General features: G+C 64.1%; 23 protein-coding genes. 12 read left to right on the top strand and 11 right to left on the bottom strand.

The features are described from left to right. Window positions 1–3 precede the first annotated feature (3 nt). Window positions 4–1,953 (bottom strand): PrkA family serine protein kinase, encoded by a 1,950-nt coding sequence (locus tag FJ956_RS05520; RefSeq protein ID WP_140679611.1) that lies wholly within the window; start codon window positions 1,951–1,953, stop codon window positions 4–6. A 288-nt stretch (window positions 1,954–2,241) separates the two neighbouring features. On the opposite strand from FJ956_RS05520, the gene FJ956_RS05515 reads away from it, so the two are divergent. Continuing rightward, window positions 2,242–3,048 (top strand): alpha/beta hydrolase, encoded by an 807-nt coding sequence (locus FJ956_RS05515; protein ID WP_140679620.1) that lies wholly within the window; start codon window positions 2,242–2,244, stop codon window positions 3,046–3,048. Here the strand turns inward: FJ956_RS05515 and FJ956_RS05510 are convergent, their stop codons facing one another. Continuing rightward, window positions 3,049–3,351: a BolA family protein gene (locus FJ956_RS05510; protein ID WP_095767436.1), complete on the bottom strand. Its 303-nt coding sequence runs from the start codon at window positions 3,349–3,351 to the stop codon at window positions 3,049–3,051. It lies immediately after the preceding gene. A 135-nt stretch (window positions 3,352–3,486) separates the two neighbouring features. On the opposite strand from FJ956_RS05510, the gene FJ956_RS05505 reads away from it, so the two are divergent. The 4 genes from FJ956_RS05505 (at window position 3,487) to FJ956_RS05490 (ending at window position 8,187) form a co-directional block, all read left to right on the top strand. After that, window positions 3,487–4,110: a J domain-containing protein gene (locus FJ956_RS05505; RefSeq protein WP_140679628.1), complete on the top strand. Its 624-nt coding sequence runs from the start codon at window positions 3,487–3,489 to the stop codon at window positions 4,108–4,110. 124 nt (window positions 4,111–4,234) lie between these two features. Next, on the top strand, window positions 4,235–5,221 hold the full coding sequence (gene cobS / locus FJ956_RS05500; RefSeq protein WP_140679637.1) for a cobaltochelatase subunit CobS: 987 nt from the start codon (window positions 4,235–4,237) through the stop codon (window positions 5,219–5,221). A 54-nt stretch (window positions 5,222–5,275) separates the two neighbouring features. Next, window positions 5,276–7,174: a cobaltochelatase subunit CobT gene (gene cobT / locus FJ956_RS05495; RefSeq protein ID WP_140679645.1), complete on the top strand. Its 1,899-nt coding sequence runs from the start codon at window positions 5,276–5,278 to the stop codon at window positions 7,172–7,174. Next, complete coding sequence (locus tag FJ956_RS05490) at window positions 7,171–8,187, top strand: esterase-like activity of phytase family protein (protein WP_140679653.1); 1,017 nt, start codon at window positions 7,171–7,173, stop codon at window positions 8,185–8,187. The genes cobT and FJ956_RS05490 overlap by 4 nt, the downstream gene beginning before the upstream one ends. Window positions 8,188–8,340: 153 nt before the next feature. Here the strand turns inward: FJ956_RS05490 and FJ956_RS05485 are convergent, their stop codons facing one another. The 5 genes from FJ956_RS05485 to rpmB form a co-directional block, all read right to left on the bottom strand. Beyond that, entirely contained in the window at window positions 8,341–9,150 is an 810-nt protein-coding gene (locus FJ956_RS05485) for a hypothetical protein (protein ID WP_246672122.1), read from the bottom strand. 221 nt (window positions 9,151–9,371) lie between these two features. Further along, on the bottom strand, window positions 9,372–11,147 hold the full coding sequence (locus tag FJ956_RS05480; protein ID WP_140679660.1) for a GtrA family protein: 1,776 nt from the start codon (window positions 11,145–11,147) through the stop codon (window positions 9,372–9,374). 81 nt (window positions 11,148–11,228) lie between these two features. Continuing rightward, window positions 11,229–11,903 (bottom strand): hypothetical protein, encoded by a 675-nt coding sequence (locus tag FJ956_RS05475; protein ID WP_140679667.1) that lies wholly within the window; start codon window positions 11,901–11,903, stop codon window positions 11,229–11,231. Between the two features lie 121 nt (window positions 11,904–12,024). Then, window positions 12,025–12,711, bottom strand: a complete 687-nt coding sequence (locus tag FJ956_RS05470) for a queuosine precursor transporter (protein WP_140679674.1) — start codon at window positions 12,709–12,711, stop codon at window positions 12,025–12,027. Window positions 12,712–12,821: 110 nt separating this feature from the next. Continuing rightward, window positions 12,822–13,118, bottom strand: coding sequence for a 50S ribosomal protein L28 (gene rpmB, locus FJ956_RS05465; RefSeq protein WP_027167505.1), 297 nt, complete (start codon window positions 13,116–13,118; stop codon window positions 12,822–12,824). Window positions 13,119–13,375: 257 nt separating this feature from the next. Here rpmB and FJ956_RS05460 point away from each other — a divergent pair, with 257 nt between their 5' ends. Genes FJ956_RS05460 through FJ956_RS05450 form a run of 3 tightly spaced genes read left to right on the top strand, consistent with a single transcriptional unit; the run spans window position 13,376 to window position 15,756 of the window. After that, window positions 13,376–14,167, top strand: coding sequence for a DUF3108 domain-containing protein (locus FJ956_RS05460; RefSeq protein WP_140679681.1), 792 nt, complete (start codon window positions 13,376–13,378; stop codon window positions 14,165–14,167). A gap of 33 nt (window positions 14,168–14,200) precedes the next feature. Beyond that, window positions 14,201–15,088: a DMT family transporter gene (locus FJ956_RS05455; protein WP_140679688.1), complete on the top strand. Its 888-nt coding sequence runs from the start codon at window positions 14,201–14,203 to the stop codon at window positions 15,086–15,088. Continuing rightward, on the top strand, window positions 15,085–15,756 hold the full coding sequence (locus FJ956_RS05450) for a lysoplasmalogenase family protein (protein ID WP_140679697.1): 672 nt from the start codon (window positions 15,085–15,087) through the stop codon (window positions 15,754–15,756). The genes FJ956_RS05455 and FJ956_RS05450 overlap by 4 nt, the downstream gene beginning before the upstream one ends. Here the strand turns inward: FJ956_RS05450 and FJ956_RS05445 are convergent. Together FJ956_RS05445 and gloB are read right to left on the bottom strand one after the other, a co-directional pair. Continuing rightward, complete coding sequence (locus FJ956_RS05445; protein WP_140679704.1) at window positions 15,753–16,187, bottom strand: cupin domain-containing protein; 435 nt, start codon at window positions 16,185–16,187, stop codon at window positions 15,753–15,755. The genes FJ956_RS05450 and FJ956_RS05445 overlap by 4 nt on opposite strands. Before the next feature lie 65 nt (window positions 16,188–16,252). Next, on the bottom strand, window positions 16,253–17,020 hold the full coding sequence (gene gloB, locus FJ956_RS05440; RefSeq protein ID WP_140679712.1) for a hydroxyacylglutathione hydrolase: 768 nt from the start codon (window positions 17,018–17,020) through the stop codon (window positions 16,253–16,255). A gap of 118 nt (window positions 17,021–17,138) precedes the next feature. Between gloB and FJ956_RS05435 the strand changes: the two genes are divergently transcribed. From FJ956_RS05435 to FJ956_RS05425, 3 genes are all read left to right on the top strand, one after another. Beyond that, the gene (locus FJ956_RS05435; protein WP_140679720.1) at window positions 17,139–17,915 is read left to right on the top strand and encodes a methyltransferase domain-containing protein; all 777 of its coding nucleotides are present in this window, start codon (window positions 17,139–17,141) and stop codon (window positions 17,913–17,915) included. Window positions 17,916–18,032: 117 nt separating this feature from the next. Further along, window positions 18,033–19,862 (top strand): ABC transporter ATP-binding protein/permease, encoded by a 1,830-nt coding sequence (locus tag FJ956_RS05430; RefSeq protein WP_140679727.1) that lies wholly within the window; start codon window positions 18,033–18,035, stop codon window positions 19,860–19,862. A 52-nt stretch (window positions 19,863–19,914) separates the two neighbouring features. Further along, on the top strand, window positions 19,915–20,715 hold the full coding sequence (locus FJ956_RS05425; RefSeq protein WP_140679734.1) for a DUF1194 domain-containing protein: 801 nt from the start codon (window positions 19,915–19,917) through the stop codon (window positions 20,713–20,715). Between the two features lie 16 nt (window positions 20,716–20,731). Here FJ956_RS05425 and FJ956_RS05420 read toward each other — a convergent pair whose 3' ends face one another. Continuing rightward, window positions 20,732–21,661, bottom strand: a complete 930-nt coding sequence (locus FJ956_RS05420; RefSeq protein ID WP_140679738.1) for a glycosyltransferase family 2 protein — start codon at window positions 21,659–21,661, stop codon at window positions 20,732–20,734. 332 nt (window positions 21,662–21,993) lie between these two features. On the opposite strand from FJ956_RS05420, the gene FJ956_RS05415 reads away from it, so the two are divergent. After that, the gene (locus FJ956_RS05415) at window positions 21,994–22,314 is read left to right on the top strand and encodes a DUF1330 domain-containing protein (RefSeq protein ID WP_140679744.1); all 321 of its coding nucleotides are present in this window, start codon (window positions 21,994–21,996) and stop codon (window positions 22,312–22,314) included. A gap of 23 nt (window positions 22,315–22,337) precedes the next feature. On the opposite strand, the gene metW is transcribed toward FJ956_RS05415, so the two are convergent. Continuing rightward, complete coding sequence (gene metW, locus FJ956_RS05410) at window positions 22,338–22,952, bottom strand: methionine biosynthesis protein MetW (protein ID WP_140679747.1); 615 nt, start codon at window positions 22,950–22,952, stop codon at window positions 22,338–22,340. Between the last annotated feature and the right edge of the window lie 35 nt (window positions 22,953–22,987).

Genomic DNA, 22,987 nt, shown 5'->3' with positions numbered 1-22,987 from the left:
TGCTCAGCCCGCCTTGTTCACGCGCATATACCAGTCGACCAGCCGGCGCACCTGTCGCTGGGTATAGCCGCGTTCCACCATGCGCTGCACGAATTCGTTGTGCCGTTTCTCCGTGACGCTGTCCTGCTTGGAGCCGAAGCTGATCACCGGCAGCAGGTCCTCGACCTGGCCGAACATGCGCTTCTCGATGACCTCGCGAAGCTTTTCGTAGCTCGTCCATGACGGGTTGCGGCCATGGTTGCGCGCCCGGGCGCGCAAGGTGAATTTGACCACTTCGTTGCGGAAGTCCTTGGGATTGGCGATGCCGGCCGGCTTCTCGACCTGCGACAACTCCTTGTCCAGGACCTCGCGGTTGAGGATCTGGCCGGTGTCGGGGTCCTTGTAGTCCTGATCCTCGATCCAGGCATCGGCATAGGCGATGTAACGGTCGAAGAGGTTCTGACCGTACTCGCTATAGGATTCCAGATAGGCCTTCTGGATCTCGTGACCGATGAACTCAGCATAGCGCGCCGCGAGTTCCGACTTGATGAATTCGAGATAGGCGGCCTCCGTTTCCTTCGGGAATTGCTCGCGCTTGATCGCTTCCTCGAGGATGTACATCAGGTGCACCGGGTCGGCCGCCACCTCCTTGGTGTCGTAGTTGAACGTCTGCGACAGGATCTTGAAGGCGAAGCGCGTGCTTACCCCGTTCATGCCTTCGTCGACGCCGGCGGCGTCGCGATATTCCTGGACGGACTTCGCCTTCGGATCGACCTCCTTGAGGTTCTCGCCGTCATAGGCGCGCATCTTGGTGTAGAGCGGCGAGTTCTCGTGTTCGGCAAGGCGGGTCGAGACGGTGAAGCGGCTGAGAATGTCCAGCACCTCCGGCGCGCAGGGACTGCTTGCCAATTCGCTCTCGCGCAGCAGCTTCTCGTAGATGTGCCTTTCCTCGGTGATGCGCAGGCAATAGGGAACTTTGACCACGAGGATGCGGTCGAGGAAGGCCTCGTTGTTCTTGTTGTTCTTGAACTGCTGCCATTCCGATTCATTGGAATGGGCAACGACGATGCCCTGATAGGGGAAGGCGCCGAAATTCTCGGTGCCGTTGTAGCTGCCTTCCTGGGTTGCCGTCAGCAATGGGTGCAGGACCTTGATAGGCGCCTTGAACATCTCGACGAATTCGAGCAGCCCTTGCGTGGTCCGGTTGAGGCCGCCGCTGAAGGAATAGGCGTCCGGGTCGGACTGGCTGAAATTCTCCAATTGCCTGATGTCGACCTTGCCGACCAGCGCCGAGACGTCCTGGTTGTTCTCGTCGCCGGGCTCCGTCTTGGCGATGGCGACCTGGCGCAGCCGCGACGGCATCAGCTTGACCACGCTGAATTTGGAGATGTCGCCCGACAGTTCGTCGAGGCGCTTGGCCGCCCAGGGCGAAATCAGTCCGTTCAGGCGGCGGCGGGCGATGCCGTATTTATCCTCCAGCAGATCGCCCATGCGGTCGGGATGGAAAAGGCCGAGCGGCGATTCGAAGACCGGGCTGATCTTGTTGCCGACCTTGAGCGTGTAGATCGGGCGCTCCTCCATCAGCTTCTTCAGCCGTTCGGCCAGCGAGGATTTGCCGCCACCGACCGGACCGAGGAGATAGAGGATCTGCTTGCGCTCCTCGAGGCCCTGCGAGGCGTAGCGGAAATATCCGGCGATGCGCTCGATCGTGTCCTCCATTCCGTAGAAATCGGAAAAGGAGGGATAGACCTTGACGGTGCGGTTGGAGAAGATGCGGCCGAGCCGCTCGTCCTTGCTGGTGTCGACCAGGTTCGGCTCGCCGATCGCCTCGACCATGCGTTCGGGCGCCGAGGCATACATGGATTTGTCCTCGCGGCAGGCCAGCAGGTATTGCTGGAGGCTGATCTCTTCCTGGGCCGCGTTGGAATAAATCTCCGAAAACAGATCGAAGACGTCGGATTGGTTCTCGCGCATGATGCTTTGCCTCGGAGCCGATAGGCTGCCAATCGGCTCATCGCTTCATCAACTGCCGGGAAGCATTGTGGTTCCCTTCACGTGAAGGGGAACTCACCGCACTCCGACATCGGCCCTCAGAGTACCCGATTCGGCCGAAAATGCTCGCCTGATAAGATACGTGGTGATTGCCGGCGGACCGTCAAGGACCGGATTTGTTTTCGCACCGAAAGTTGTCATTTTTGGTTCGTAAATGAGGTGCGTGGCGAGCGTCCGTGCGCTTTCGTCGCAACCTGACTGGAGATGACGATGATCAATCGACGCAGCCTCATCGCGGCATCGCTGGCGGCACTGTTGCCGCCAGGTGCGTCGGCCGCCGGGCGTCCGGGCCAGCCGGAACCGCAAACCCTCGATTACGGTCCGGCCAAGCTCGATGTCCATGCAGGCGACGGCGCGAACAAGCTGCCGGTGGTGTTCTTCGTCCATGGCGGCGCCTGGCGGTTCGGCAACCGCGGCCAGGTCGGCGCCAAGCCGGGCTTCCTCATCGCCAATGGCTTCGTGTTCGTCTCGATCGATTACCGCATGCTGCCGCAGGCGGATGTCGCCACCCAGGCCGGCGATGTCGAAAAGGCCTACGCCTATGTGCGTGCCAACATCGCCCGGCACGGCGGCGATCCGGACCGCATCGTTGGCATGGGCCATTCGGCCGGCTGCCATCTGATTGCGCTGACCGGCATGCGCGGCGGATTGCCCGGTATCGCCGCGCTGATCCTCGACGACACCAGGGCCTACGACCTTGCCGCGCTTTCCAGGAATGGCGGCATGGTTCGGGCTTATGCGCGTGCCTTCCCCGACCCGGCACAGTGGGCGGCGCTGTCGCCGGCGAGCTATGTCGACGGCAGGAAACATCCGCCGACCTTCATCGCCTATTCGCGGGCATCCGGGCGAGGCGAAGAATCGAAAGCTTTCGCGGAACGCCTGCGCGCCACCGGCACCAAGGTCACGCTGTTCGACGGCAGCGCCTATACACATATGTCGATCAACCGCGATTTCGGCGAGGACGGCGATGCCCTGACCGCGGCTGCGCTGGCCTTCCTCGAGGCGACCGTCGGCTGACTACCAGCGCGTCTTCTCGCCGGGCGCCGCCGGCTCGATCGCCAGCGCATGCACGCCGGCTTTCAATTCGTCGGCAAGCAGTTCGTTGACGGCGCGATGGCGCTCGATGCGAGCCATGCCGGCAAAGCTCGGCGAAACGATGCGGACGCGGAAATGCGTCTCGCCGGCGCCGTCGAACGTCGCGTGGTGGCCGGACTCGACGTGATGATGACCGGCGTGAAGGTGGCTCTCATTGATGACGGCGAGCCTTTCGGGCGAAAACGCCGCCTTCAGCTTGTTTTCAATTGTCGACTGTATGGACATCCGCGTTTCCCTTCCCCACTTGACGGCATAGCCGCAAAATCTTGAATTTCGACCGCTTTTAAGCCGCGATTCAGCGGTTAGAGCGATCATCGGCGAAATGTCAATTCTTGTTTCGCACGTGCGAACAGCCCATAAATGGGTGAGATGAAAGCGTATCCCAAATATTTCGAGAAAATTCGAATCCGGCCGGAGAAGGACGCGGAGCTGAAGTCGCGCGCGCCGATCTGCCAGTGGGATGGCTGCAGCGAGGCGGGAACGCATCGCGCGCCGGTCGGGCGCCTCAAGGAGGGCGAGTATTTCCGCTTCTGCTTCGACCATGTGCGCGAATACAACAAGGGCTTCAACTACTTCTCCGGCGTGTCGGACACAGAGATCGCCCGCTTCCAGAAGGAGGCGCTGACCGGCCACAGGCCGACTTGGCGCATGGGCGCCAATGTCGGCGGAACGCGCTCGGCGCCGGATTTCGCGCAACAGCGCTCGGGCCGCGCCGGCTACCACAACCGCATGCGCGATCCCTTCAATCTGTTCGGTTCAGGCGCGCGCGAGCCGCGCGAGCGCAAGGCAAAGCCGCTTGAGGCCAAGGCGCTGGAAACGCTTGGCCTTGATACAAAGGCGACTGGTCAGGACATCAAGGCACGCTATAAGGAACTCGTTAAGCGCCACCATCCGGATGCGAATGGCGGCGACAGAGGTTCGGAAGACCGGTTCCGCGATGTGCTGCAGGCCTATCGCGTGCTCAAGCAAGCAGGATTGTGCTGAGCGGCCCTACGGTCCCATGTCGTTTTCCAACTTTCATAAGGTTGGAAAAGGCTCTAAGACCGCCCCCGGACAAAATCGATTGCCGGCGAAACGCGGCGTTTCGCCCGTGGAGATGTTGATAAAGATGAACAAGGTCGATCGCGACATCGCCAACCTGCCCGACACGACGGTGTCGGTGAAGGAGAAATTCGGCTTCGATTCCAAGATGATCGTTCCCGCCTATTCGGCGGCGACGGAGCATGTACCGGACATCGACCCGGATTATCTGTTCGACAAGGCGACGACAATGGCGATCCTCGCCGGCTTTGCCTATAACCGCCGCGTCATGGTGTCGGGCTATCACGGCACCGGCAAGTCGACGCATATCGAGCAGGTGGCGGCGCGGCTCAACTGGCCTTGCGTGCGTGTCAACCTCGACAGCCATGTCAGCCGTATCGACCTCGTCGGCAAGGACGCCATCGTGGTCAAGGAAGGCCTGCAGGTCACCGAATTCCGCGACGGCATCCTGCCCTGGGCCTATCAGCACAATGTCGCGCTCTGCTTCGACGAATACGATGCCGGCCGCCCGGACGTGATGTTCGTCATCCAGCGCGTGCTGGAATCGTCCGGCCGGCTGACGCTGCTCGACCAGAGCCGGGTCATCCGCCCGCATCCGGCCTTCCGGCTGTTCGCCACCGCCAACACGGTCGGCCTTGGCGACACCACCGGCCTCTATCACGGCACGCAGCAGATCAACCAGGCGCAGATGGACCGCTGGTCGATCGTCACCACGCTCAATTACCTGCCGCACGACAACGAGGTGAACATCGTGCTGGCCAAGGCCAAGCACTATCGCGACAGCAAGGGCAAGGACATCGTCAACAAGATGGTGCGCGTCGCCGACATGACGCGCTCGGCCTTCATCAATGGCGACCTGTCCACCGTGATGAGCCCGCGTACCGTCATCACCTGGGCCGAAAACGCCGAGATATTCGGCGACATCGGCATGGGGTTCCGGCTGACCTTCCTCAACAAGTGCGACGAGCTGGAGCGTTCGGTGGTGGCCGAGTTCTACCAGCGCGCCTTCGGCGAGGATCTGCCGGAGAGCGCCGCCAACGTGGTGCTGGGCTAGGCGCGCAGCCGAAAGGCTTCCAGCCTTTCAGCATCAATCGCGCAGGGAATGATCATGGCGGGTCCAGGCGACAACACGCGCAACAAGCCGAAGAACGGGTCTGAAGCCGACAGCTTCAAGCGCGCCGTCACCGTGTGCATGCGCGCCGTCGCCGGCGACAAGGACCTTGAGGTCGGTTTTGCCAAGGACCGGCCGGCTTTGGCCGGCAACCGCGCGCGCCTGCCCGAGCTGCCCAAGAAGGCTTCGCGCAACGACATCGCGATCACCCGCGGCTTGGGCGATTCCATGGCGCTGAAGCGCGCCTGCCACGATCAGCGCGTCCACAACAAGCTGGCGCCGGAAGGCAAGCTGGCGCGGTCCATCTTCGACGCGGTCGAGCAGGCGCGCGTCGAGGCGATCGGCAGCCGCGCCATGCAGGGTGTGGCCGACAATATCGGCTCGATGCTCGAGGACAAATACACCAAGGCGAACCTCGTCGACGTCAGGGACAAGGCGGACGCGCCGCTCGAGGAAGCGATTGCGCTGATAGTGCGCGAGAAGCTCACCGGACGTCCCGTGCCGAAGAGCGGCGAGCGGATGGTCGATCTTTGGCGCCCCTGGGTCGAGGAGAAGGCGAGCGGCGACCTCGACGGCCTGTCGGCCAAGCTCGACGACCAGCAGGCCTTTGCCCGCGTCGTGCGCGACATGCTGGTTTCCATGGAAATGGCCGAGGAGCTCGGCGACGACCAGGAAACCGACGACTCGGAGGACAACGAAGAGAACGAGCAGCAGGGCGAGGACCAGAGCGAGGAGGGCGGCGAGGAGGATTCCGGCTCCGATCAGTCGCAGTCCGAGGATGCGGAAGCGTCCGCCGATGAGGAAGACTCGGCCGAGACCGAAGCGACCGACGCCACCTCCGACGACTTGTCCGACGAGGACGATGCCGACGCCGAGACGCCGGGCGAGGCCAAGCGCAATGACAATCCGTTCCTGAACCTGCCGAAAGAGATCGACTACAAGGTGTTCACCACCGCCTTCGACGAGACGGTGGGCGCCGAGGACCTGTGCGAGGAAGAGGAGCTCGACCGGCTGCGCGCCTTCCTCGACAAGCAGCTCGCCAACCTTTCCGGCGTCGTCGGGCGGCTCGCCAACCGGCTGCAGCGCCGGCTGATGGCGCAGCAGAACCGCTCCTGGGATTTCGACCTGGAGGAGGGTTATCTCGATCCGGCCCGGCTGGTGCGCGTCGTCATCGATCCGATGCAGCCGCTGTCCTTCAAGCAGGAGCGCGACACGAAATTCCGCGACACGGTGGTGTCGCTGGTGCTCGACAATTCGGGCTCGATGCGCGGCCGGCCGATCACGGTCGCCGCGACCTGCGCCGACATTCTGGCGCGCACGCTGGAGCGCTGCGGCGTTTCGGTGGAGATCCTCGGCTTCACCACCCGCGCCTGGAAAGGCGGACAGGCGCGCGAGAGATGGCTGAAGGACGGCAAGCCGCCGAACCCCGGCCGCCTCAACGATCTGCGCCACATCATCTACAAATCCGCCGACCATCCATGGCGGCGCGCGCGGCGCAATCTCGGGCTGATGATGCGCGAGGGCCTGCTCAAGGAGAACATCGACGGCGAGGCGCTGCTTTGGGCGCATAACCGGCTGATCGGCAGGCCCGAGCAGCGCAAGATCCTGATGATGATCTCGGACGGCGCGCCGGTCGACGATTCCACGCTGTCGGTCAATCCAGGCAACTATCTGGAACGCCATCTGCGGGCGGTCATCGAGCTGATCGAGACGCGCTCGCCGGTCGAGCTTCTGGCGATCGGCATCGGCCACGACGTCACGCGCTATTATCGCCGCGCCGTCACCATCGTCGATGCCGAGGAACTGGCCGGCGCCATGACCGAGCAGCTCGCCTCGCTGTTCGGCGAGGAAAGCGCGCGCGACACGCGGCGCGGCGGATTGCGGCGCGCCGGATGATCCTTTCGGGGCGGCGTGCGCGGCGGACGCTTTTCGCCTGCGTGCTGGCCTGCGCCTCGCCGGCAATTGCCGCTCCGGGAACTCTCGTCGAAACAGTCGAGATTTCGGCGCGGCCGATCAGCCAGTTCCATGTCGGCCACGACGAGACGCGGTTCGGGCCGCTTGAATTCGTCGGCGGGCTGGAGATGACCTCGCCGGCGCGCGATTTCGGCGCGCTGTCGGCCTTTCGCTTCCTGAAGCCGGGCAGCGACTTCATCGGCGTCGCCGACACCGGTTTCTGGTTCTTCGGCACGATCACGCATGGTGCCGACAAGCGCCCATCCGGCGTTTCTAACTTCCGCATGCAGCAGATGGTCGACGCTTCGGGCCGGCCGACCGACCGGAAGTGGGAGGTCGACGCGGAAGGGCTCGCGGTCAGGGACGGTATCGCCACCGTCGGCTTCGAGCGCGACCAGCGTGTCGCCCAGTTCAAGATCGATCCCGACGATATGAAGGCGCCGATCCGGCAGCTCGATTACCTGGTTCCGGCAAAGGAGCTGCGCCAGAATCGCGGCTTCGAGACCGTCACCCACGCCAACCCTTATGGGCAGCACGCTGGCAGCCTGGTCGTGGTCTCGGAGAGGAGCCTCGACGAAGCCGGCAACGTCTATGCCGCCATCATCGAGGGGCCGCATAAGGGCGTCTTCACCGTCAGGCGCGACGGCGAATTCGACATAACCGACGGCGCCTTCCTGCCGGACGGCGATCTGCTGCTCCTGGAGCGCAGCTTCTCGCTCGCGCGCGGGGTTAAGATGCGGCTGCGGCGCATCCATGGCGAAAGCGTCGAGAAGGGCGCGATCGCCGACGGGCCGGTGCTGATGGAGGCCGACATGGGCTACCAGATCGACAATATGGAAGGGCTCGACGTGTGGACCCGCGACGACGGCGCGCTGATGGTGTCGCTGATCTCCGACGACAACCATTCGATCCTGCAGCGCAACCTCTATCTGGAGTTCATCCTGCACCAGGATTGAGCAGGATCGCTGGCAGAATCCAGCCGCCCTGGACTTGCTCTAGAGCATGATGCCGAAAAGTGTGGAGCGGTTTTCGGACGACATCATGCTCTATCTCTTTGATTTAGAGCCGGATTCAGATTTCAGGTCGGTTCGACCTGAAATCATCCGGCTCTACCGGCCGACGTGGCGGACTTCGTTCATCACGAAATTGGCGGCGCGCTTGCTCCGGTTGCGGATCTTGAGCGTCGCGGTGTTGTCCACGAAATAGGTGTGGAGGATGCTGTCGCGGGTGCGGACCTCCGGCCCGACGGTATCGACAGCGTGCCAGGTGTCGGTGCCGACCGCAAAGGCGTAGCCGGTGTTCGGGGAAAACGACATCCGGTGCGAATTCTCAAAACGCCCGTCCGGCTTGCGCTCGGCGAAGCGGGTGCCGATGTGGTTGATCGAGTCGTCCTCCGGCAGGTAGAACTGGACCGTGATGCCCTTCCATTTCGTGTCGGTGTGGAAACCGATCTTGTAGCCCGCCACGTCGCGCGTCAGCATCGGCACCGGATACATGCCGACCTTCATGAAATCCGACCCGAACCGGCGCTCCAGGCCCGGGGCAAGGCGGCGCATGAATGCGTCCCTCAGTTCTACCGCATGCAGTGCCTTTCCGACCAGGGACCAGACCCCACGCTTCTCGTCCGGCAGATGGCGGATATATTCGGGGTAGAGGTCGATCTTGATCCGCGTCGCAGTGCCGTCGGCCTGAATGTTGACGTTGTTGCGCCCCTTGAGCGCACGATATTCACGCGCCTCCGGCATGGCGGCGCGCATGCGCAGATAAAGGTCCGCGGGGAAAACATCGGTCATTTCCAGATGCCAGAAAGGCGTTTCCACAAACGCGGCGCGGTCTACGGCGCCCACCATGTGGGAGACAACATGCTGCAGCATTTGTTTGGCTGATGCTGGCGCCACCGCGCCGTCTATGGCCGACATGGATACCCTCTCCCCAATCTAAAGCCCCGAATCCAAATTTCCTGAATACACATATCGCCGCCCCGGCGAAATGCTAGCCAAAGCACAGGCTGGATTGCAATGATCCACGGGACCGACTTCAATCGCGGTCCTCTAAATCACGAAGGGATGTTGCATCAGCGCGAAACGAGCGCGTTGCGAGGGACGCGGTCGACGATGCTGACATGGCCGCGGGCCGATATTCAACGGACCTTGTAGATCTCGATCGGTTTTCCCGCGGTCGACTGGTCCAGTTCCAGCCATGCCGGCAGGTCGCCCCGCAGCAGCGCCGCGGCAAGGCCCTTCGGTGCGTCCAGGGCCAGCGATATCTCTTCCGTGTTGCCGCGGCAGATCGCGACCAGCCCCACATGCTCGCGCTCAATGACGGCGCGCGCTGCGTCCGGCGCTCCCATGAAAGCGTCGAGCATGGCAAGGTTGCCGCCGACATTGCGGTGGTAAGGGCCGGCCAGCGCCCGGTGGCGGGTGAACATCAGTATTCCCGAGCCGAGATTGGACGAGGCAAGCACTGTCGTCGCCGGCATGGCGGCAAGATCGCGGAAGTCGCTTGGCTTGCCGCAGGTCACGGCGTGATCGGGATCGGAATTGATCCGCTGCGGCGCCTTCTGGATCACCGACTGTGCCGCCATCGCGACCCCTGCCCAGGTCGCGTTGAGCGAGACCAGCCACGCCATGACGATGCCGGTGGAAAGGCGCAATGACGGCGCGGCGTCCGCCCGCAGGCGGATTTTCGCAATCCAGGCCGAGAGCGGCAACACGGCGAAGGCGACGGAGAAGGTCGAGCCGCGCACCTGCCAGAGACTGACGCCGAAGGCGACGACAAGCAGGATGGCGGCGAGCATTTCCTCGCGGCGCAGGCGACGCGTTCGGAGTTGAAAGCCGATCAGCAGGATGGCGATGAAGGGCGTCACATAGCGCGCCGCCATCAGCTTCGGCTGGTGGACGGCGACGCTCCAGAAGGGCTGCGCCTCGACCACGTCGGCCAGCCAATAGGCGCGGATACGCTCGTCCATGCCCGCATAGGGGGACGCCAGGCATTGCGGGAAGAACAGCATCGCGGCGGCCGCGACCACCAAAGCAAGCGCCAGCGTGAAGCCGAGCCGCGCCCGGGTTATCGACCCGGTCAATGCAGCGGCGATCGCCAGGCCGAAGCCGGACAGCGCGGCAACCGCGAGCTGGAAGGACGAGAAGGCGTCGCATTGGGCCACGCCCCAGTCGGCTGGCCGGATGGTCGCCACGAAGACCAGCGAGGCGATGCCGGCAAATCCGAGGCCGAAGCCTCGGGCGATGACGCGCTCATTGTCGTCGAGGATGAACAGCACAGCGGCACAGATGCCAAGCACCGCCACATAGGGAGCGGTCTCCATGCCGACAGCCAGCGTCAGGCCGGCGCAAATGCCCGACAGAAGGGCCGCGGGCCGCCAGGAAGGCGCTTCCATCAGGAGCCAGAGGCCGGCCGCCGTCAGCAACAGCTGGACGTTGTGGTGATCGATCACGCCCGGGCTGTAGATCACCAGGAAGAAAAGGCCCGCCGTCGACAGGACGAGCGCCGGCATCGCGACATTCGCGCCGGCGAAGCGCTGCGAGGCGCGCATCAGCACGAATATGGTCAGCCCGTAGAGCAGGGTCGGCCAGATGATCTGCGCGGTGCGTTCGGCGGTGGCGGTGCTGGCGCCGAGCGCATCGAAGGCCATGATGATCAGCGCGAGCGGCGTGTCCACAAGCCGCGACCAGTGCATGACGAAGCCGCCCGGGGCGCCCATCCTGTATTGATGGAGGTCGAACCAGCCCTGGCCGCCGAGCAGGTCGCGGACCTCGACCAGCCGCAGCATGCTGTCATTGTCGGCGCCGTAGTTGGCAAGGGTGGGGAAGCCGGAAACCGCGTTGATCGTCAGCACCACAAGCGTGGCGCACAACGCAAGCAGGAGATCGTTTTTCCAACCGGTGCCTTGCACGGTCATGCTGGTCGCAATGCCCTGGAGAATTTTCGCGATCCTGCATCATCGGGCGTAACAAAGCGTAAAGCTGCGGCTGGAAAGGCGTCAGGGCCTGTTGGCTGCAACCCAGATGACATGGCGAGCGCCGCGCTTGCCGTTGGCCCGCGTGTTGATCTCCTCAACCGCAAAGCCGGCCTCTTTCAGCCGCCGGGTGAAGCGGCTGTCCGGTCCCTGCGACCAGATAGCCAGAACACCGCCGGGCTTCAAGGCGCCGCGCGCGGCCGCGAGGCCGGCGGCGTCATAGAGCGCATCATTGCCCTTGTAGACGATGCCTTCGGGGCCATTGTCGACGTCGAGCAGGATGGCGTCCCAGGCGGCTTTTTCCACCCTTATCAGATGACCGACATCGGCCTCGCGAATGGTGACGCGGGGATCGTCGAGGCTGCCGTCGAAGATTCCCGCCATCGGGCCGCGCGCCCAGGCGACAACCGCGGGAACCAGTTCGGCGACGGTGACCGCGGCGTCGCGATCGAGCGCGGCGAGGGCGGCGCGCAAGGTGAAGCCCATGCCGAGCCCGCCGATGAGGATGCTTGGCCGCTTGCGGTCGGCGATCCGCTCGCAGGAAAGCCTGGCGAGCGCCTCTTCGGAGCCGCTGAGGCGGCTGTTCATCAGCTCGTTGGTGCCGAGCATGATCGAGAATTCAGCCCCGCGCCGCTTCAGGCGCAGTTCCTGCGCGCCATCAGGCGTGCGGGCCGAATCGAGCTGAACCCAGGGGATCACGGTCTCTCTTTTGGTTTGAGCACGATCTTTTCCAAAAACCGGGTCCCACTTTTCGGGATCATGCTCTCTCTTTTTGTTTGGAGCATGATCTTTTCCAAAACCCGAGTCCCACTTTTTGAGATCATGCTCCGACCGCGACCGCCGGCTGGCTCCAGCGGGCGGCGAGCAGCCGGTAGGGGATCAGCGCCACCACGGCAATGATCAGCTTGACCGAAAGGTCGCCAAGCGCCCAGGACACCCAGCGCATCGTCTCGACCGGCAGCACGCCCATCAACGGCGCGGTCTCCAGCGCGAAGCTGTCATTGGGGCCGGCAAAGGCGAAGGCGGCGGAGAAGGCGACGCCGAAGAAGACGATGGTGTCGAACACCGAGCCGACCAGGGTGCCGACGATGGGCGCGCGCCACCAGCTCTGCCGGCGCAGCCGGTTGAAGACGGTGACGTCTAGCAATTGCGCGGTGAGGAAGGCGGCACCCGAGGCAGCCGCGATGCGCACCAGTCGGTCGGCGGCGGTCTCGAACTCGATCAGGCCGTGGCGGAACAGGAAAGGCGGGATCAGGATCGAGCAGGTCACCGCCGTCATGAAGCCGACGAACACCACCTTGCGCGCCACGGCCGGACCGTAACGGCGGTTGGCGAGGTCGGTGACCAGGAAGGAGAACGGATAGGTGAAGGCGCCCCAGGTGAGCACGTCCGCCAGCGACAGGCCGCCGACCTGGCCCTGCATCGGGAACTGGACAAGGATGTTGGAGGCCACGACGACAAGCGCCATGGCGGCCACAAAGGGCAAATATCGCGTCAGGAAATTCATTTTTTTATCCTGGGTAATGGAACCAGCCGAGCGCCATGCCAACGCCCGCCCTTGTTTCGAGCACCGGTCTGGCCGGGCTCGAGGCGGTCGTCCCCCGCCTGAAAGCTGCTTTAAGCGGCCGGCTGCTCGGCCAGCTTCTTGGCGATCTGCTTCTTGAGCAGACGCGCGCGCTGCGACAATTCCTTGACGTCGGCCTTGGCTAGGAAGGCGTCGAGGCCGCCGCGGTGCTCGACCGAACGCAGCGCGTTGGCCGAAATGCGCAGGCGAACATTCTGGTTCAGCGCTTCGGAAATAAGCGTCACATTTACCAGGTTCGGCAGGAAGCGGCGCTTGGTCTTGTTGTTGGCGTGGCTCACATTGTTGCCGGTCTGAACTGCCTTGGCAGTGAGTTCGCAGGTGCGGGACATTTGTCTAACCTTCAGTTTCTAAACCTGCCAAACCATTCTGCCCGCGCCGGGCGGCGCGCGGTCTCGGTCAGGCGGCCTTTGGAAAAGTTGGCGTTCCATAGTGGCATTTCACCACTGCGTCAAGCTCCGGCACGCGGCCAGCCGTCAGGCACGCTCCATATAAAGGCCGGATTTCACAGTATAAGCCCATCGCGAAGGGATATGCCAGGCTGGAGCCGCTGCGTTCCGGCCGAACCGCCAGGGATTCGCCAGCCGCCATGCTCCGTCCATCTCATGCATTCGCCAGCCTGCTTGCCCTTGCCGTGCCGGCAACGAGCTTCGCCGCCGCGGCGCCGCAGTCCTTCAAGGGCGAGTATACGGTGTCCTATCTCGGCCTTTCGATCGCCAGGGCGACTTTTTCCAGCCGCTACGAAGGCGACAGCTATGCCATCGACGGCACCGTCTCGGCCGCCGGCCTCGGCAAGCTCTTCGACGACACGAAAGGCACGATCTCGTCGAAAGGCACGATTTCCGGCAAGCAGATGCAGCCGCATGCCTTCAGGGCCGATTACACGTCCGGCAAGAAAACCTCGATGGTCGACATCCGCTTCAACAATGGGGCGGTCGCCTCCACGCAAGTCGTTCCGGCGCCGAAGAAGCGCGATCCGAAGAGCTGGGTGCCGCTCGGCGATAGCGACCTGAGATCGGTGCTCGATCCCATGGCCGCGACCGTCATCCACGCCGACAGCCTGGATAAGGTCTGCGGACGGACAGTCAAATTCTATGACGGCGAGATGCGCGCCGACCTGACCTTGACCTATGCCTCCAAGGGCTCGATCTCGGTGCCCGGCTATAAGGGCGACACGGTGACCTGCAAGATGGGCTTCGAGCCGGTGGCGGGCTATCGCAAGGGCCGCAAGGCGCTGAATTTCCTGAAGAACAAGAGCCGCATGCTGGTGACGTTTGCACCGCTCGGCCAATCCGGCGTATATGCGCCGATCCGCGCCACGGTCGGGACCCAGATCGGTCCGCTGACCATCAGCGCGGGACGGTTCGAAGCAGTCAACTAGATCAGGCGCTACCGCGCGCCGGCGGGGGAACGAATGGCGCGCGCAACACTGATCGGGTTCTCGGCGGTCGCCATGTGGGCGCTGCTGGCGCTGCTCACCGACGCCTCGGGCCAAGTGCCGCCGTTCCTGCTGTCGGCCATCACCTTCGCCATCGGCACCTGCGTCGGCCTGGCGGCGCGGCTGTTGATGCCGGCGCCCGACCGGAGCCAGAAGATTCCGCCGCAGGTCTGGGTGATCGGCATAGCCGGGCTGTTCGGCTACCATTTCTTCTATTTCACGGCGCTGCGCAACGCGCCGGCGGTCGAGGCGAGCCTGATCGCCTATCTGTGGCCGCTGCTGATCGTGCTCGGCTCGGCGCTGATGCCGGGCGAGCGGCTTGCCTGGAACCATGTCGTCGGCGCGCTGCTCGGCCTTGCCGGCACCTTCCTGATCGTCACCAAGGGCGGCGCGCTCGCCTTCGACGCGCGCTACGCCTTCGGCTATGCGATGGCCGCCGTCTGCGCGCTGTTGTGGTCGTCCTATTCGCTCCTGTCGCGGCGCTTCCCGTCGGTGCCGACCTCGATCGTCACCTGGTTCTGCGCGGCGACGTCGGTGCTGTCGCTTATCTGCCATTTTCTGCTTGAGAAGACGGTGCTGCCGGATGGCCTTGGACAGTGGCTGGCCGTCATCGGGCTCGGCCTGATGCCGGTGGGCGCGGCCTTCTACGCCTGGGACATCGGCGTCAAGCGCGGCAACATCCAGGTGCTGGGCGCCGCGAGCTACGCCGCGCCGCTTTTGTCGACGCTGGTGCTGATCGCTGCCGGCGTCGCCGAGCCGTCGCTGCGCATCCTCGCGGCCTGCGTGCTCATCACCGGGGGCGCCACGCTCGCGGCAAAGTCGCTGCTGATGCGCAAGCCGGCGGCCAAAGAGGTCAACGCATGATGCCGTTTCCCGGCGGCGTCGAGGCCAACGCCAACGCGACGCTGCTGTTCTCGTTCGTCGCGGCGGTGATCTACGCCTTTGCGCTCGACATGCCGCCGAAATGGACGCGCACGGCGGCAAAGACGCTTGCCGTGGCTTTGCTGGCCGTGCTTGCCGCCATGCAGGGCGGTCCGTTGCTGCTCGTCGCGGCGCTGGCACTCAGCGCGACCGGCGACGCCTTCCTGTCGCGCGACGGCGAAAAGGCCTTTCTCGGCGGGCTGGCGAGCTTTCTCGCCGGCCACATCGCCTATATCGCGCTGTTTTTGCAGGTGGGCGGCGGGCTCGGCCTGTTGAGCGCCGAATCCTGGCGGGGCGCGATTGCGCTCGCCATGGCCGCATTCAGCATCGTCATGCTTGCCGCGCTCTGGCGCCGCGTCGGCCCGCAACTGCGCGTCCCGGTCGCCGTCTATGTCGCGGCGATCCTCGCCATGGGCATTTCGGCGCTCACGACGAACTATCCCGGGGTGATTGCCGGCGCGGTGCTGTTCATCGCCTCGGACGGGCTGCTGGCGGCCGAGCGCTTCCTGCTCGCGGCAATCTCGCCGCATCGCCTGTGGATGCGGTACGCGGTCTGGGGGCTTTACTACGCCGCGCAACTGGCGATCACGCTGGGTTTTCTTCTCAGTTAGGCGATATTCGGCTGCCAGCCCGGCTCGGCCAGCTCGAAGGCGGCAAAATCGAAGCCCGGCGCCACGGTGCAGCCGACCAGCGTCCATTCGCCGAGGCTGCGCGCCGACTGCCACCAGCCGGCCGGCACGACGATCTGCGGCCGCTCGCCGGCGGCAAGAGCCGTGCCCAGCACCTGTTCGATGACCACGCCCGCGCCTTCCCCGTGCATCGACAGCGCCAGCGGCGCGCCGGCATAAAAGTGCCAGACCTCGGCCGCGTCCTTCACCCGGTGCCATGCCGAAAGCTGGCCCTGCTCGAGCAGGAAATAGATCGCGGTCGAATGACCGCGCGAGCCGCCCGCGGCGTCGCGAAAGGTCTCGGCATACCAGCCGCCCTCGGGATGCGGCTTGAGGCCTAGCGTTGCGATGATCTCGGCGGCGCTAGTGGTCATTCGCATCCTTTGTCTTGATGCATGTCGTTATCCCAAAATCCGCCGCACACTTTGGGCGATATGCCTCAAAAATTATCCTTGCGCTTGCGGATCTCGGCAAAGACCTCGGCGTCCGAGGCTTTCTCCATGCCGAGATGCTTGCGGATCGCCGGGTCGTGCCAGCGCAGGAACGGGTTGGTCGACAATTCCTCGCCGATGGTCGTCGGCAAGGTCGGCTTGTTGTCGGCGCGCAGCGCTTCGATTTTAGCTGCGCGTTGCTTCAGCACCGGATTGCTGGGGTCGACCGTCACCGCGAAGCGGGCATTGGCCAAGGTGTATTCGTGGCCGCAATAGATGGCGGTTTGCGCCGGCAGCGCCGCCAGTTTCTTCAGCGATTCATACATGACCGGCGGCTTGCATTCGAACAGGCGGCCGCAACCCAGCGCAAATAGCGTGTCGGCGGTGAAGGCCACCTTCGAGGCCGGCAAATAATAGGAGACATGGCCGGCGGTATGGCCGGGCGTCTCGATGACTTCGACCCTTTCCTCGCCAAGGCGCACGACCGACCCCTGGCCAACCGTCTCGTCGATGCCGGGGATCTTCGCCTTTTCGGCTTCCGGGCCGACGATGCGCAATTTGAAGCGTTCCTTCAGCGCCAGATTGGCTTCGACATGGTCGGCATGATGGTGCGTGGTGAGGACCAATGTCGGCGTCCAGCCGGTGCGCTTGATCGCCGCCAGGATCGGCGCCTCCTCCGGCGCGTCGATGATCGCCGTCTGCCCGCTTTTCGGATCGTGAACCAGCACGCCGAAATTGTCGGTGCGGCACATGAACTGCTCGATTTCGACCGGCATCGACATTTCTCTCCGTTATCGCCGCAGAGATAGGGCGGCCGGCCGCCGATGTCATCCGCCTTTGTTGAGCTTGACCGCTTTGTTGAACTCGGGCTCCTTCGCGGCTACCGTCCCGCGCATGCATTCGGATATCGTCGACCTGCGCTCCTTCTACTCGACCACGCTCGGGCGTCTGGCCGAGCGTTCGATCACCATGGCGCTGTCGTCCATATGGGCAACCGTTCCCAACGAGCGGCTGGTCGGCCTCGGCTATACGCTGCCCTGGCTGGAACGCTTCGGCACCGATGCCGAGCGCGTCTTCGCCTTCATGCCGGCGACGCAGGGCGCGGTGGTGTGGCCGGTGTCGGGGCCGACGGCGACGGCGCTGGTCTTCGACGAGGAACTGCCGCTGGTCGATTCCTGCATCGACCGCGTGCTCCTGGTGCATTCGCTCGAACATGCCGAAAACCCGCGCGAGACGCTGAACGAGATCTGGCGCGTGCTGTCGCCGGCGGGCAGGGTCGTCATCGTCGTGCCCAACCGGCGCGGCGTCTGGGCGCGGTTCGAGCACACGCCCTTCGGCAATGGCCGGCCGTTCTCGCGCGGCCAGTTGACCGAGCTGCTGCGCGAGGCGAACTTCACCCCGGCGACATGGAGCGACGCGTTGTTCTTCCCGCCGTCGCCAAGGCGTTTCATGATGCGCTTCCACAACGTTCTGGAGAAAGCCGGCCGGCGGTTCTGGCCGATCTTTTCCGGCGTCATCGTCGTCGAGGCGCAGAAGCGACTCTATCAGGGCGTGCCGGTCGCGCAGCGCGCCTCTCGCCGCGTGTTCGTGCCGGTCTTCTCGCCACAGGGCGCAACGCGGCTTGGCCGGCGCGCGGCTGACGTCGCGCCCGGCCAAGTGACGCGTTCGTGATCGCTACCACGCCTTGCATCGCGCGGCGATCGTCACCCTATCTGAGGCATGCCCGATCTAAGCAATGCTTGTTTGGCGCGGCATTCATGACCGCCACGGAAACCAGGAATATCCTTCATGGACGATCAGACCGATAGAAAGCCGGGCCCGCAAAGATCCGCCGTCTCGGTGGAGGCGAGCAGCCTCGCCGACCAGGTGGCGACGATCAAGCTGGGGCTGAAGTCCTCGCCGGTGCGCAGGCAGCTTGGCTGGGTCTCCATCGGCATCGTCGCGGTCATCGTCGCAACCTCGATCGGACAGGTGCTGCTCAACCGCTGGAACCAGCCTTTCTACGATGCGCTGGCCCGGCGCGACATGGCGGCTTTCCTGCACCAGCTCCTCATCTTTGCGATGATCGCCGGCGGGCTTCTGGTGCTCAATATTGGCCAGACCTGGCTCAACCAGATGATCCGTCTGCGGCTGCGCGAGGCGCTGACGCTGGACCTGATCGATCAATGGATGCGTCCGGCGCGGGCCTTTCGGCTGGCCAATGCAGGCGCCATCGGCGTCAATCCCGACCAGCGCATGCAGCAGGATGCCGCTCATTTGTCGGACCTGTCGACGGATCTCGGCGTCGGCCTGCTGCAGTCGTTCATCCTGCTTGTCTCCTTCATCGGCGTGCTGTGGGAGCTGTCTTCCGGCTTCGTGTTCCACGTCGGCGGCTATTCACTGGAGATACCGGGCTACATGGTCTGGGCCGCGTTCCTCTATGCCGGCATCGCCTCGTGGCTGAGCTGGCTGGTCGGGCGTCCGCTGATCGGCCTCAACAGCGAGCGCTACACCCGCGAGGCGGAGCTGCGCTCCTCCATGGTGCGGGTCAACGAGAACGTCGACGCGATCGCGCTCTATCATGGCGAGCCCGACGCCAGGCGCCGGCTCGAGCTCGATCTCGGCACGGTGCTGGGCGCCATGCGACGCATCTTCACCGCGCAGATCAACCTCGCCTGGGTGACCGACACCTATGGCTGGATAACGGTGGTGGCGCCCATCCTGGTGGCGTCGCCGGTCTACTTCTCGGGCGACATCTCGTTCGGCGGATTGATGATGGCGGTCGGCGCCTTCAACCAGGTTCATTCATCTCTGCGCTGGTTCATCAACAACATCGGCAGTATCGCCGACTGGCGCGCGACGCTGATGCGCGCGGCCGATTTCCGCATCGCGCTCACCGAAACCGACGCGCTGCATGACACGGAAAAACACATCCAGTTCGGCGAAAACGCCAATGGCAGCCTGACTTTCGACACGCTTCAGGTGGCTTCGCCGGAAGGCTGCACCAAGCTTGCCCAGACGGATGTCGAAATCCACTCCGGCGAGCGCGTCATGATCACCGGCGAGCCGGGCGCAGGCAAGACTTTGTTCTTCCGCGCCATTGCCGGCCTGTGGCCATGGGGGAGCGGCCGGATCGGCCTGCCGGCCGGCGAGACTCCCATCTTCGTGCCGCGCGTGCCCTATTTCCCGGCCGGCACGCTGCGCGAGGTGCTCGATCACCCGAACGGCGAGGCCCCGGCCAGCGATGCCGAGATCGCGGCAGTGCTTGGCGAGGTCGGCCTCGATCGACTGGCAACCACCCTTGATCATCCCGGGCGCTGGGAACGCGAGTTGGGCGACGACGAACAACGCTCGCTCGCTTTCGCCCGATTGGCCTTGCGCAAGCCGAAATGGGTGATCATCGACGAAGCCCTGGATGCGTTCGACGGGCCTACGTTGCGGCGGGTGCTGGCCATGCTGCAGAAGCGCCTGCCCGAAACCGCGATCGTCAATATCGGACGCGGCCAGCACAACACTCAGTTCTTCCCGCGCGCGCTGAACATCGTGAAGGATACCGGCGCGCCGGCTTTGAAGCCGGCTCGTGTCCGCGCCGGCGCGATCGAGCCACCACCCATCGCCGCCCGTCACGGGAAGAAATAGCTTTATTTTCGCCGCGATCGCCCGGAAAATCGCCGGGTCGTTCGAGGCTGCCATGCTTGCGATGCTCGGCCTGCTTATGTGCCTTGCCTGCGCCGAGGCGGCGCCATTGCCCATGCCGGGCAAAGGCGCGCCGGTGGACTTGGAACTCGTGCTTGCCGTCGACATCTCGCAGTCGATGGACGAGCGAGAACTTGCCCTGCAGCGCGCCGGCTATGTCGAAGCGCTGCGCCACCCCGACTTCATCAACGCCGTACGCTCGGGTCCAAAAGGCCGCATTGCGCTCGCCTATTTCGAATGGGCAGGCGTCGTGCGCGAGGACGGGGCCATTGCCTGGCAGATCATCGACGGCGAGGACAGCGCCAACGCCTTCGCCGACAAGATCGCCGCGCGGCCGTTCCGCAGCTTCCGCGGCACCTCGATTTCAGGCGCCCTCGGCTTCGGCGCCGGGCTTCTGGAGAGAACCGGCTTTTCGGCGCCACGCCGTGTCATCGACATATCGGGAGACGGGCCGAACAATACCGGGCTGCCCGTCACCGCAGTCCGTGACGCCGCCGTCGCCAGCGGTATCGTCATCAACGGCCTGCCCATACTCATCAGTCCGTCGCCGAGTGTCGGCCGTCTCGACCGCTACTACGCCGACTGCGTGACCGGAGGAGCCGGTTCGTTCGTGCTGCCGATCTACCAGGCGTCCGAATTCTCGACCGCCGTCCGCCGCAAGCTGGTCCAGGAAGTCAGCGGCCTGACAGACGCCAAATCCTTCCATGTCGAGGATGCGACGCCGGTCGATTGCCTGCTGGGCGAGCGCCTACGGAAGCGGTTTTCCGATCCGTATTTTCCGGAACTCGACAGATAGCCGTCTTGCGGTTTTCTCAGACCGCCCGGGCGCCGTATTTGGCGCGGAACTCATCATAGCAGTCGCGCCGCCAGCGGCGGCCGACGACATAGCCGCGCAAGAGTTTGGCTGGCGAGTAGCCGAGCGACTTGGACGACCGGTTGGCGTGATAGCCCGAAAACGCCTGCGGCAACCTGCCTTTGAGGATATCGGCGATGATCTGCCGCGCGATCATGTAAGGCGGAACGTCGGGATAGCGGTCGGCGATGTAAGGATGCTTGTCGATCAGACTGGCATAGGCCTCGACATAGCCGTCGCGGCGGCCGGAGATCGAATTCTCCGAATTGTACTTCTTCCAGTCGATGTCCTGCGACAGCAGGGCGCCGCTGCGTTGGGCAAAGCGCAGCAGCAATTCGCGATCCTGCATGCGCGTGATGTCGCTGTCATAGCCGCCGATCGCGAGCAGCGACTCGTGCCTTGCCGTGATCGCCGAGCCGGCAATGAAGATGGTCTGCGAGACCAAAGCGCGTTGCAGCGTGCCCTTGTCGAGCAATGCGTCGCGATTGATGCATTTGGTGCTGCGGCCGCCCTTCAGTGACAGGAACGAGCTGATCAGCACCTCGAGCGAAGGATTTTCGTCGAAGCGCGCCAGCGTCCGCTCCAGCCGGTCGGGCAGATAGACGTCGTCCGAATCGAGGAAAGTCACCACCGGCGCCCGCGCGCGCTCGATGCCCGCATTGCGCGCCGCATTGGCGCCGCGCCATTTGGCGCCGACATAGATCAGCCTCGGGTCGCGGATTTCGGCCAGCGCGGCGGCCGTCCCGTCGGTCGAGCCGTCATCGACCACGATGTGCTCGAAGCGGGTAAGTGTCTGCGCCAGAACGCTTTCCACCGCGCGCACGACCTGGCTGCGCCGGTTGTGGGTCGGCGTGATCACTGAGATCAGCGGAACGTCCTGGTTCGACATCGGGCTGCCACTGCCGGTCGGATCTGGCGTTTGTCGGATGGGTCTGATGACTATCCTCGTACCCCACCTTTGATTTGCGGCTGACGCTACAAAAAAGCCACCCTTGTGTCACGCCAAGCTGGCCGAGAAATGCCGAAGTTAGTGGCTTTTCCGCAACATTGCGGTTTGATGGCAACACAACTGACGTCCTGGCTATGCGACAGCCCGCGGGGCGATGGTCGGAGGCCGGCCTTGTCTCGATGATCTCCGAGGTAATCGACCAGACTACCTGACTTTTGCATCATGATCCAACGAGGCCGGCCGATCGGCTTCAACCCTGAAGGAGCAGGATCATGACCGCTTACGCCGTTGCCCACATGCGCCAAGTCACGCCGGGTCCCTGGATGATCGAGTATCTGGAGAGGATCGACGCCACGCTGGCGCCGTTCGGCGGGCGCTTCGTCGTCCATGGCGGTGATGTCGAGGTCGTCGAAAACAACTGGCCCGGGCATCTGATCGTCATCGAATTTCCCGACAGGCGGCATGTTCGGGATTGGTATAGTTCGCCGGCCTATCAGGCGATCCTTTCGCTGCGCACCGAGAATTCGCTGTCCGACGTGGTCTTCGTCGACGGCGTCGAGCATCCGCACAAGGCTACGGATGTGCTTGGCTAGATTGTGGAATTCGCGCCGTGGCGTCAACGTCTCAGCAGAAACACCGCCTGCTGGCCGAAGAAATTCCAGAACCACCAGGGCATCGACAGGCCGATCTTCTGGCCGTTGGCGTCGAGCGCGGTCGCCTTCTCGACGGTCGCGCCGAGCTCCTCGCACAGGTTGACGAAGTCGCGGATGGTGCAGAAGTGGATGTTGGGCGTGTCGTACCAGGAGTAGGGCAGGTCCTTGGTGACCGGCATTCTGCCCTTGACCAGCAGCGAGAAGCGCACGCGCCAGTGGCCGAAATTGGGGAACGAGACGATGGCGCGGTTGCCGATCCGGAGCAGCTCGTCGAGCACGATCTTCGGGTTGCGCGTCGCCTGCAGGGTCTGCGACAGCACGACGAAGTCGAAGCCCTTGTCGGCGTAGAATTTCAGATCCGTGTCGGCGTCGCCCTGGATGACCGACAGCCCACGCGCCACGCATTCATTGACGCCGCGCTGCGACAGTTCCAGCCCGCGGCCGTCGACCTGCTTGGTCTCCTGCAAAAGCTCCAGAAGCACGCCGTCGCCCGAGCCGACATCGAGGACGCGCGAATTGGCCGGGATGAGATCGGTGACGACCTCGAGGTCGACACGCTGGGCGCGATTGACGCTCATGGCCTCGCCTCCTGCATGGAGCACGATCCCGCTCC

It is taken from the genome of Mesorhizobium sp. B2-4-3 (assembly GCF_006442815.1).
Lineage (GTDB): Bacteria > Pseudomonadota > Alphaproteobacteria > Rhizobiales > Rhizobiaceae > Mesorhizobium.
The sequence above is the reverse complement of the archived record's forward strand: the minus strand, read 5'-3'. Positions and strand labels throughout refer to the sequence as shown.

What these genes read in the sequence shown, in the direction of transcription:
- FJ956_RS05425 (WP_140679734.1), top strand. Translation starts at nt 19,915, where the DNA reads ATGCTTGCGATGCTCGGCCTGCTTATGTGCCTTGCCTGCGCCGAGGCG.
- FJ956_RS05505 (WP_140679628.1), top strand. Translation starts at nt 3,487, where the DNA reads ATGGGTGAGATGAAAGCGTATCCCAAATATTTCGAGAAAATTCGAATC.
- FJ956_RS05415 (WP_140679744.1), top strand. Translation starts at nt 21,994, where the DNA reads ATGACCGCTTACGCCGTTGCCCACATGCGCCAAGTCACGCCGGGTCCC.
- metW (WP_140679747.1), bottom strand. Translation starts at nt 22,952, where the DNA reads ATGAGCGTCAATCGCGCCCAGCGTGTCGACCTCGAGGTCGTCACCGAT.
- FJ956_RS05420 (WP_140679738.1), bottom strand. Translation starts at nt 21,661, where the DNA reads ATGTCGAACCAGGACGTTCCGCTGATCTCAGTGATCACGCCGACCCAC.
- FJ956_RS05445 (WP_140679704.1), bottom strand. Translation starts at nt 16,187, where the DNA reads ATGACCACTAGCGCCGCCGAGATCATCGCAACGCTAGGCCTCAAGCCG.
- FJ956_RS05485 (WP_246672122.1), bottom strand. Translation starts at nt 9,150, where the DNA reads ATGTCGGCCATAGACGGCGCGGTGGCGCCAGCATCAGCCAAACAAATG.
- FJ956_RS05450 (WP_140679697.1), top strand. Translation starts at nt 15,085, where the DNA reads ATGATGCCGTTTCCCGGCGGCGTCGAGGCCAACGCCAACGCGACGCTG.
- FJ956_RS05455 (WP_140679688.1), top strand. Translation starts at nt 14,201, where the DNA reads ATGGCGCGCGCAACACTGATCGGGTTCTCGGCGGTCGCCATGTGGGCG.
- FJ956_RS05460 (WP_140679681.1), top strand. Translation starts at nt 13,376, where the DNA reads ATGCTCCGTCCATCTCATGCATTCGCCAGCCTGCTTGCCCTTGCCGTG.
- rpmB (WP_027167505.1), bottom strand. Translation starts at nt 13,118, where the DNA reads ATGTCCCGCACCTGCGAACTCACTGCCAAGGCAGTTCAGACCGGCAAC.
- FJ956_RS05480 (WP_140679660.1), bottom strand. Translation starts at nt 11,147, where the DNA reads ATGACCGTGCAAGGCACCGGTTGGAAAAACGATCTCCTGCTTGCGTTG.
- gloB (WP_140679712.1), bottom strand. Translation starts at nt 17,020, where the DNA reads ATGCCGGTCGAAATCGAGCAGTTCATGTGCCGCACCGACAATTTCGGC.
- FJ956_RS05470 (WP_140679674.1), bottom strand. Translation starts at nt 12,711, where the DNA reads ATGAATTTCCTGACGCGATATTTGCCCTTTGTGGCCGCCATGGCGCTT.
- cobS (WP_140679637.1), top strand. Translation starts at nt 4,235, where the DNA reads ATGAACAAGGTCGATCGCGACATCGCCAACCTGCCCGACACGACGGTG.
- FJ956_RS05510 (WP_095767436.1), bottom strand. Translation starts at nt 3,351, where the DNA reads ATGTCCATACAGTCGACAATTGAAAACAAGCTGAAGGCGGCGTTTTCG.
- FJ956_RS05430 (WP_140679727.1), top strand. Translation starts at nt 18,033, where the DNA reads ATGGACGATCAGACCGATAGAAAGCCGGGCCCGCAAAGATCCGCCGTC.
- FJ956_RS05520 (WP_140679611.1), bottom strand. Translation starts at nt 1,953, where the DNA reads ATGCGCGAGAACCAATCCGACGTCTTCGATCTGTTTTCGGAGATTTAT.
- FJ956_RS05435 (WP_140679720.1), top strand. Translation starts at nt 17,139, where the DNA reads ATGCATTCGGATATCGTCGACCTGCGCTCCTTCTACTCGACCACGCTC.
- FJ956_RS05490 (WP_140679653.1), top strand. Translation starts at nt 7,171, where the DNA reads ATGATCCTTTCGGGGCGGCGTGCGCGGCGGACGCTTTTCGCCTGCGTG.
- FJ956_RS05515 (WP_140679620.1), top strand. Translation starts at nt 2,242, where the DNA reads ATGATCAATCGACGCAGCCTCATCGCGGCATCGCTGGCGGCACTGTTG.
- cobT (WP_140679645.1), top strand. Translation starts at nt 5,276, where the DNA reads ATGGCGGGTCCAGGCGACAACACGCGCAACAAGCCGAAGAACGGGTCT.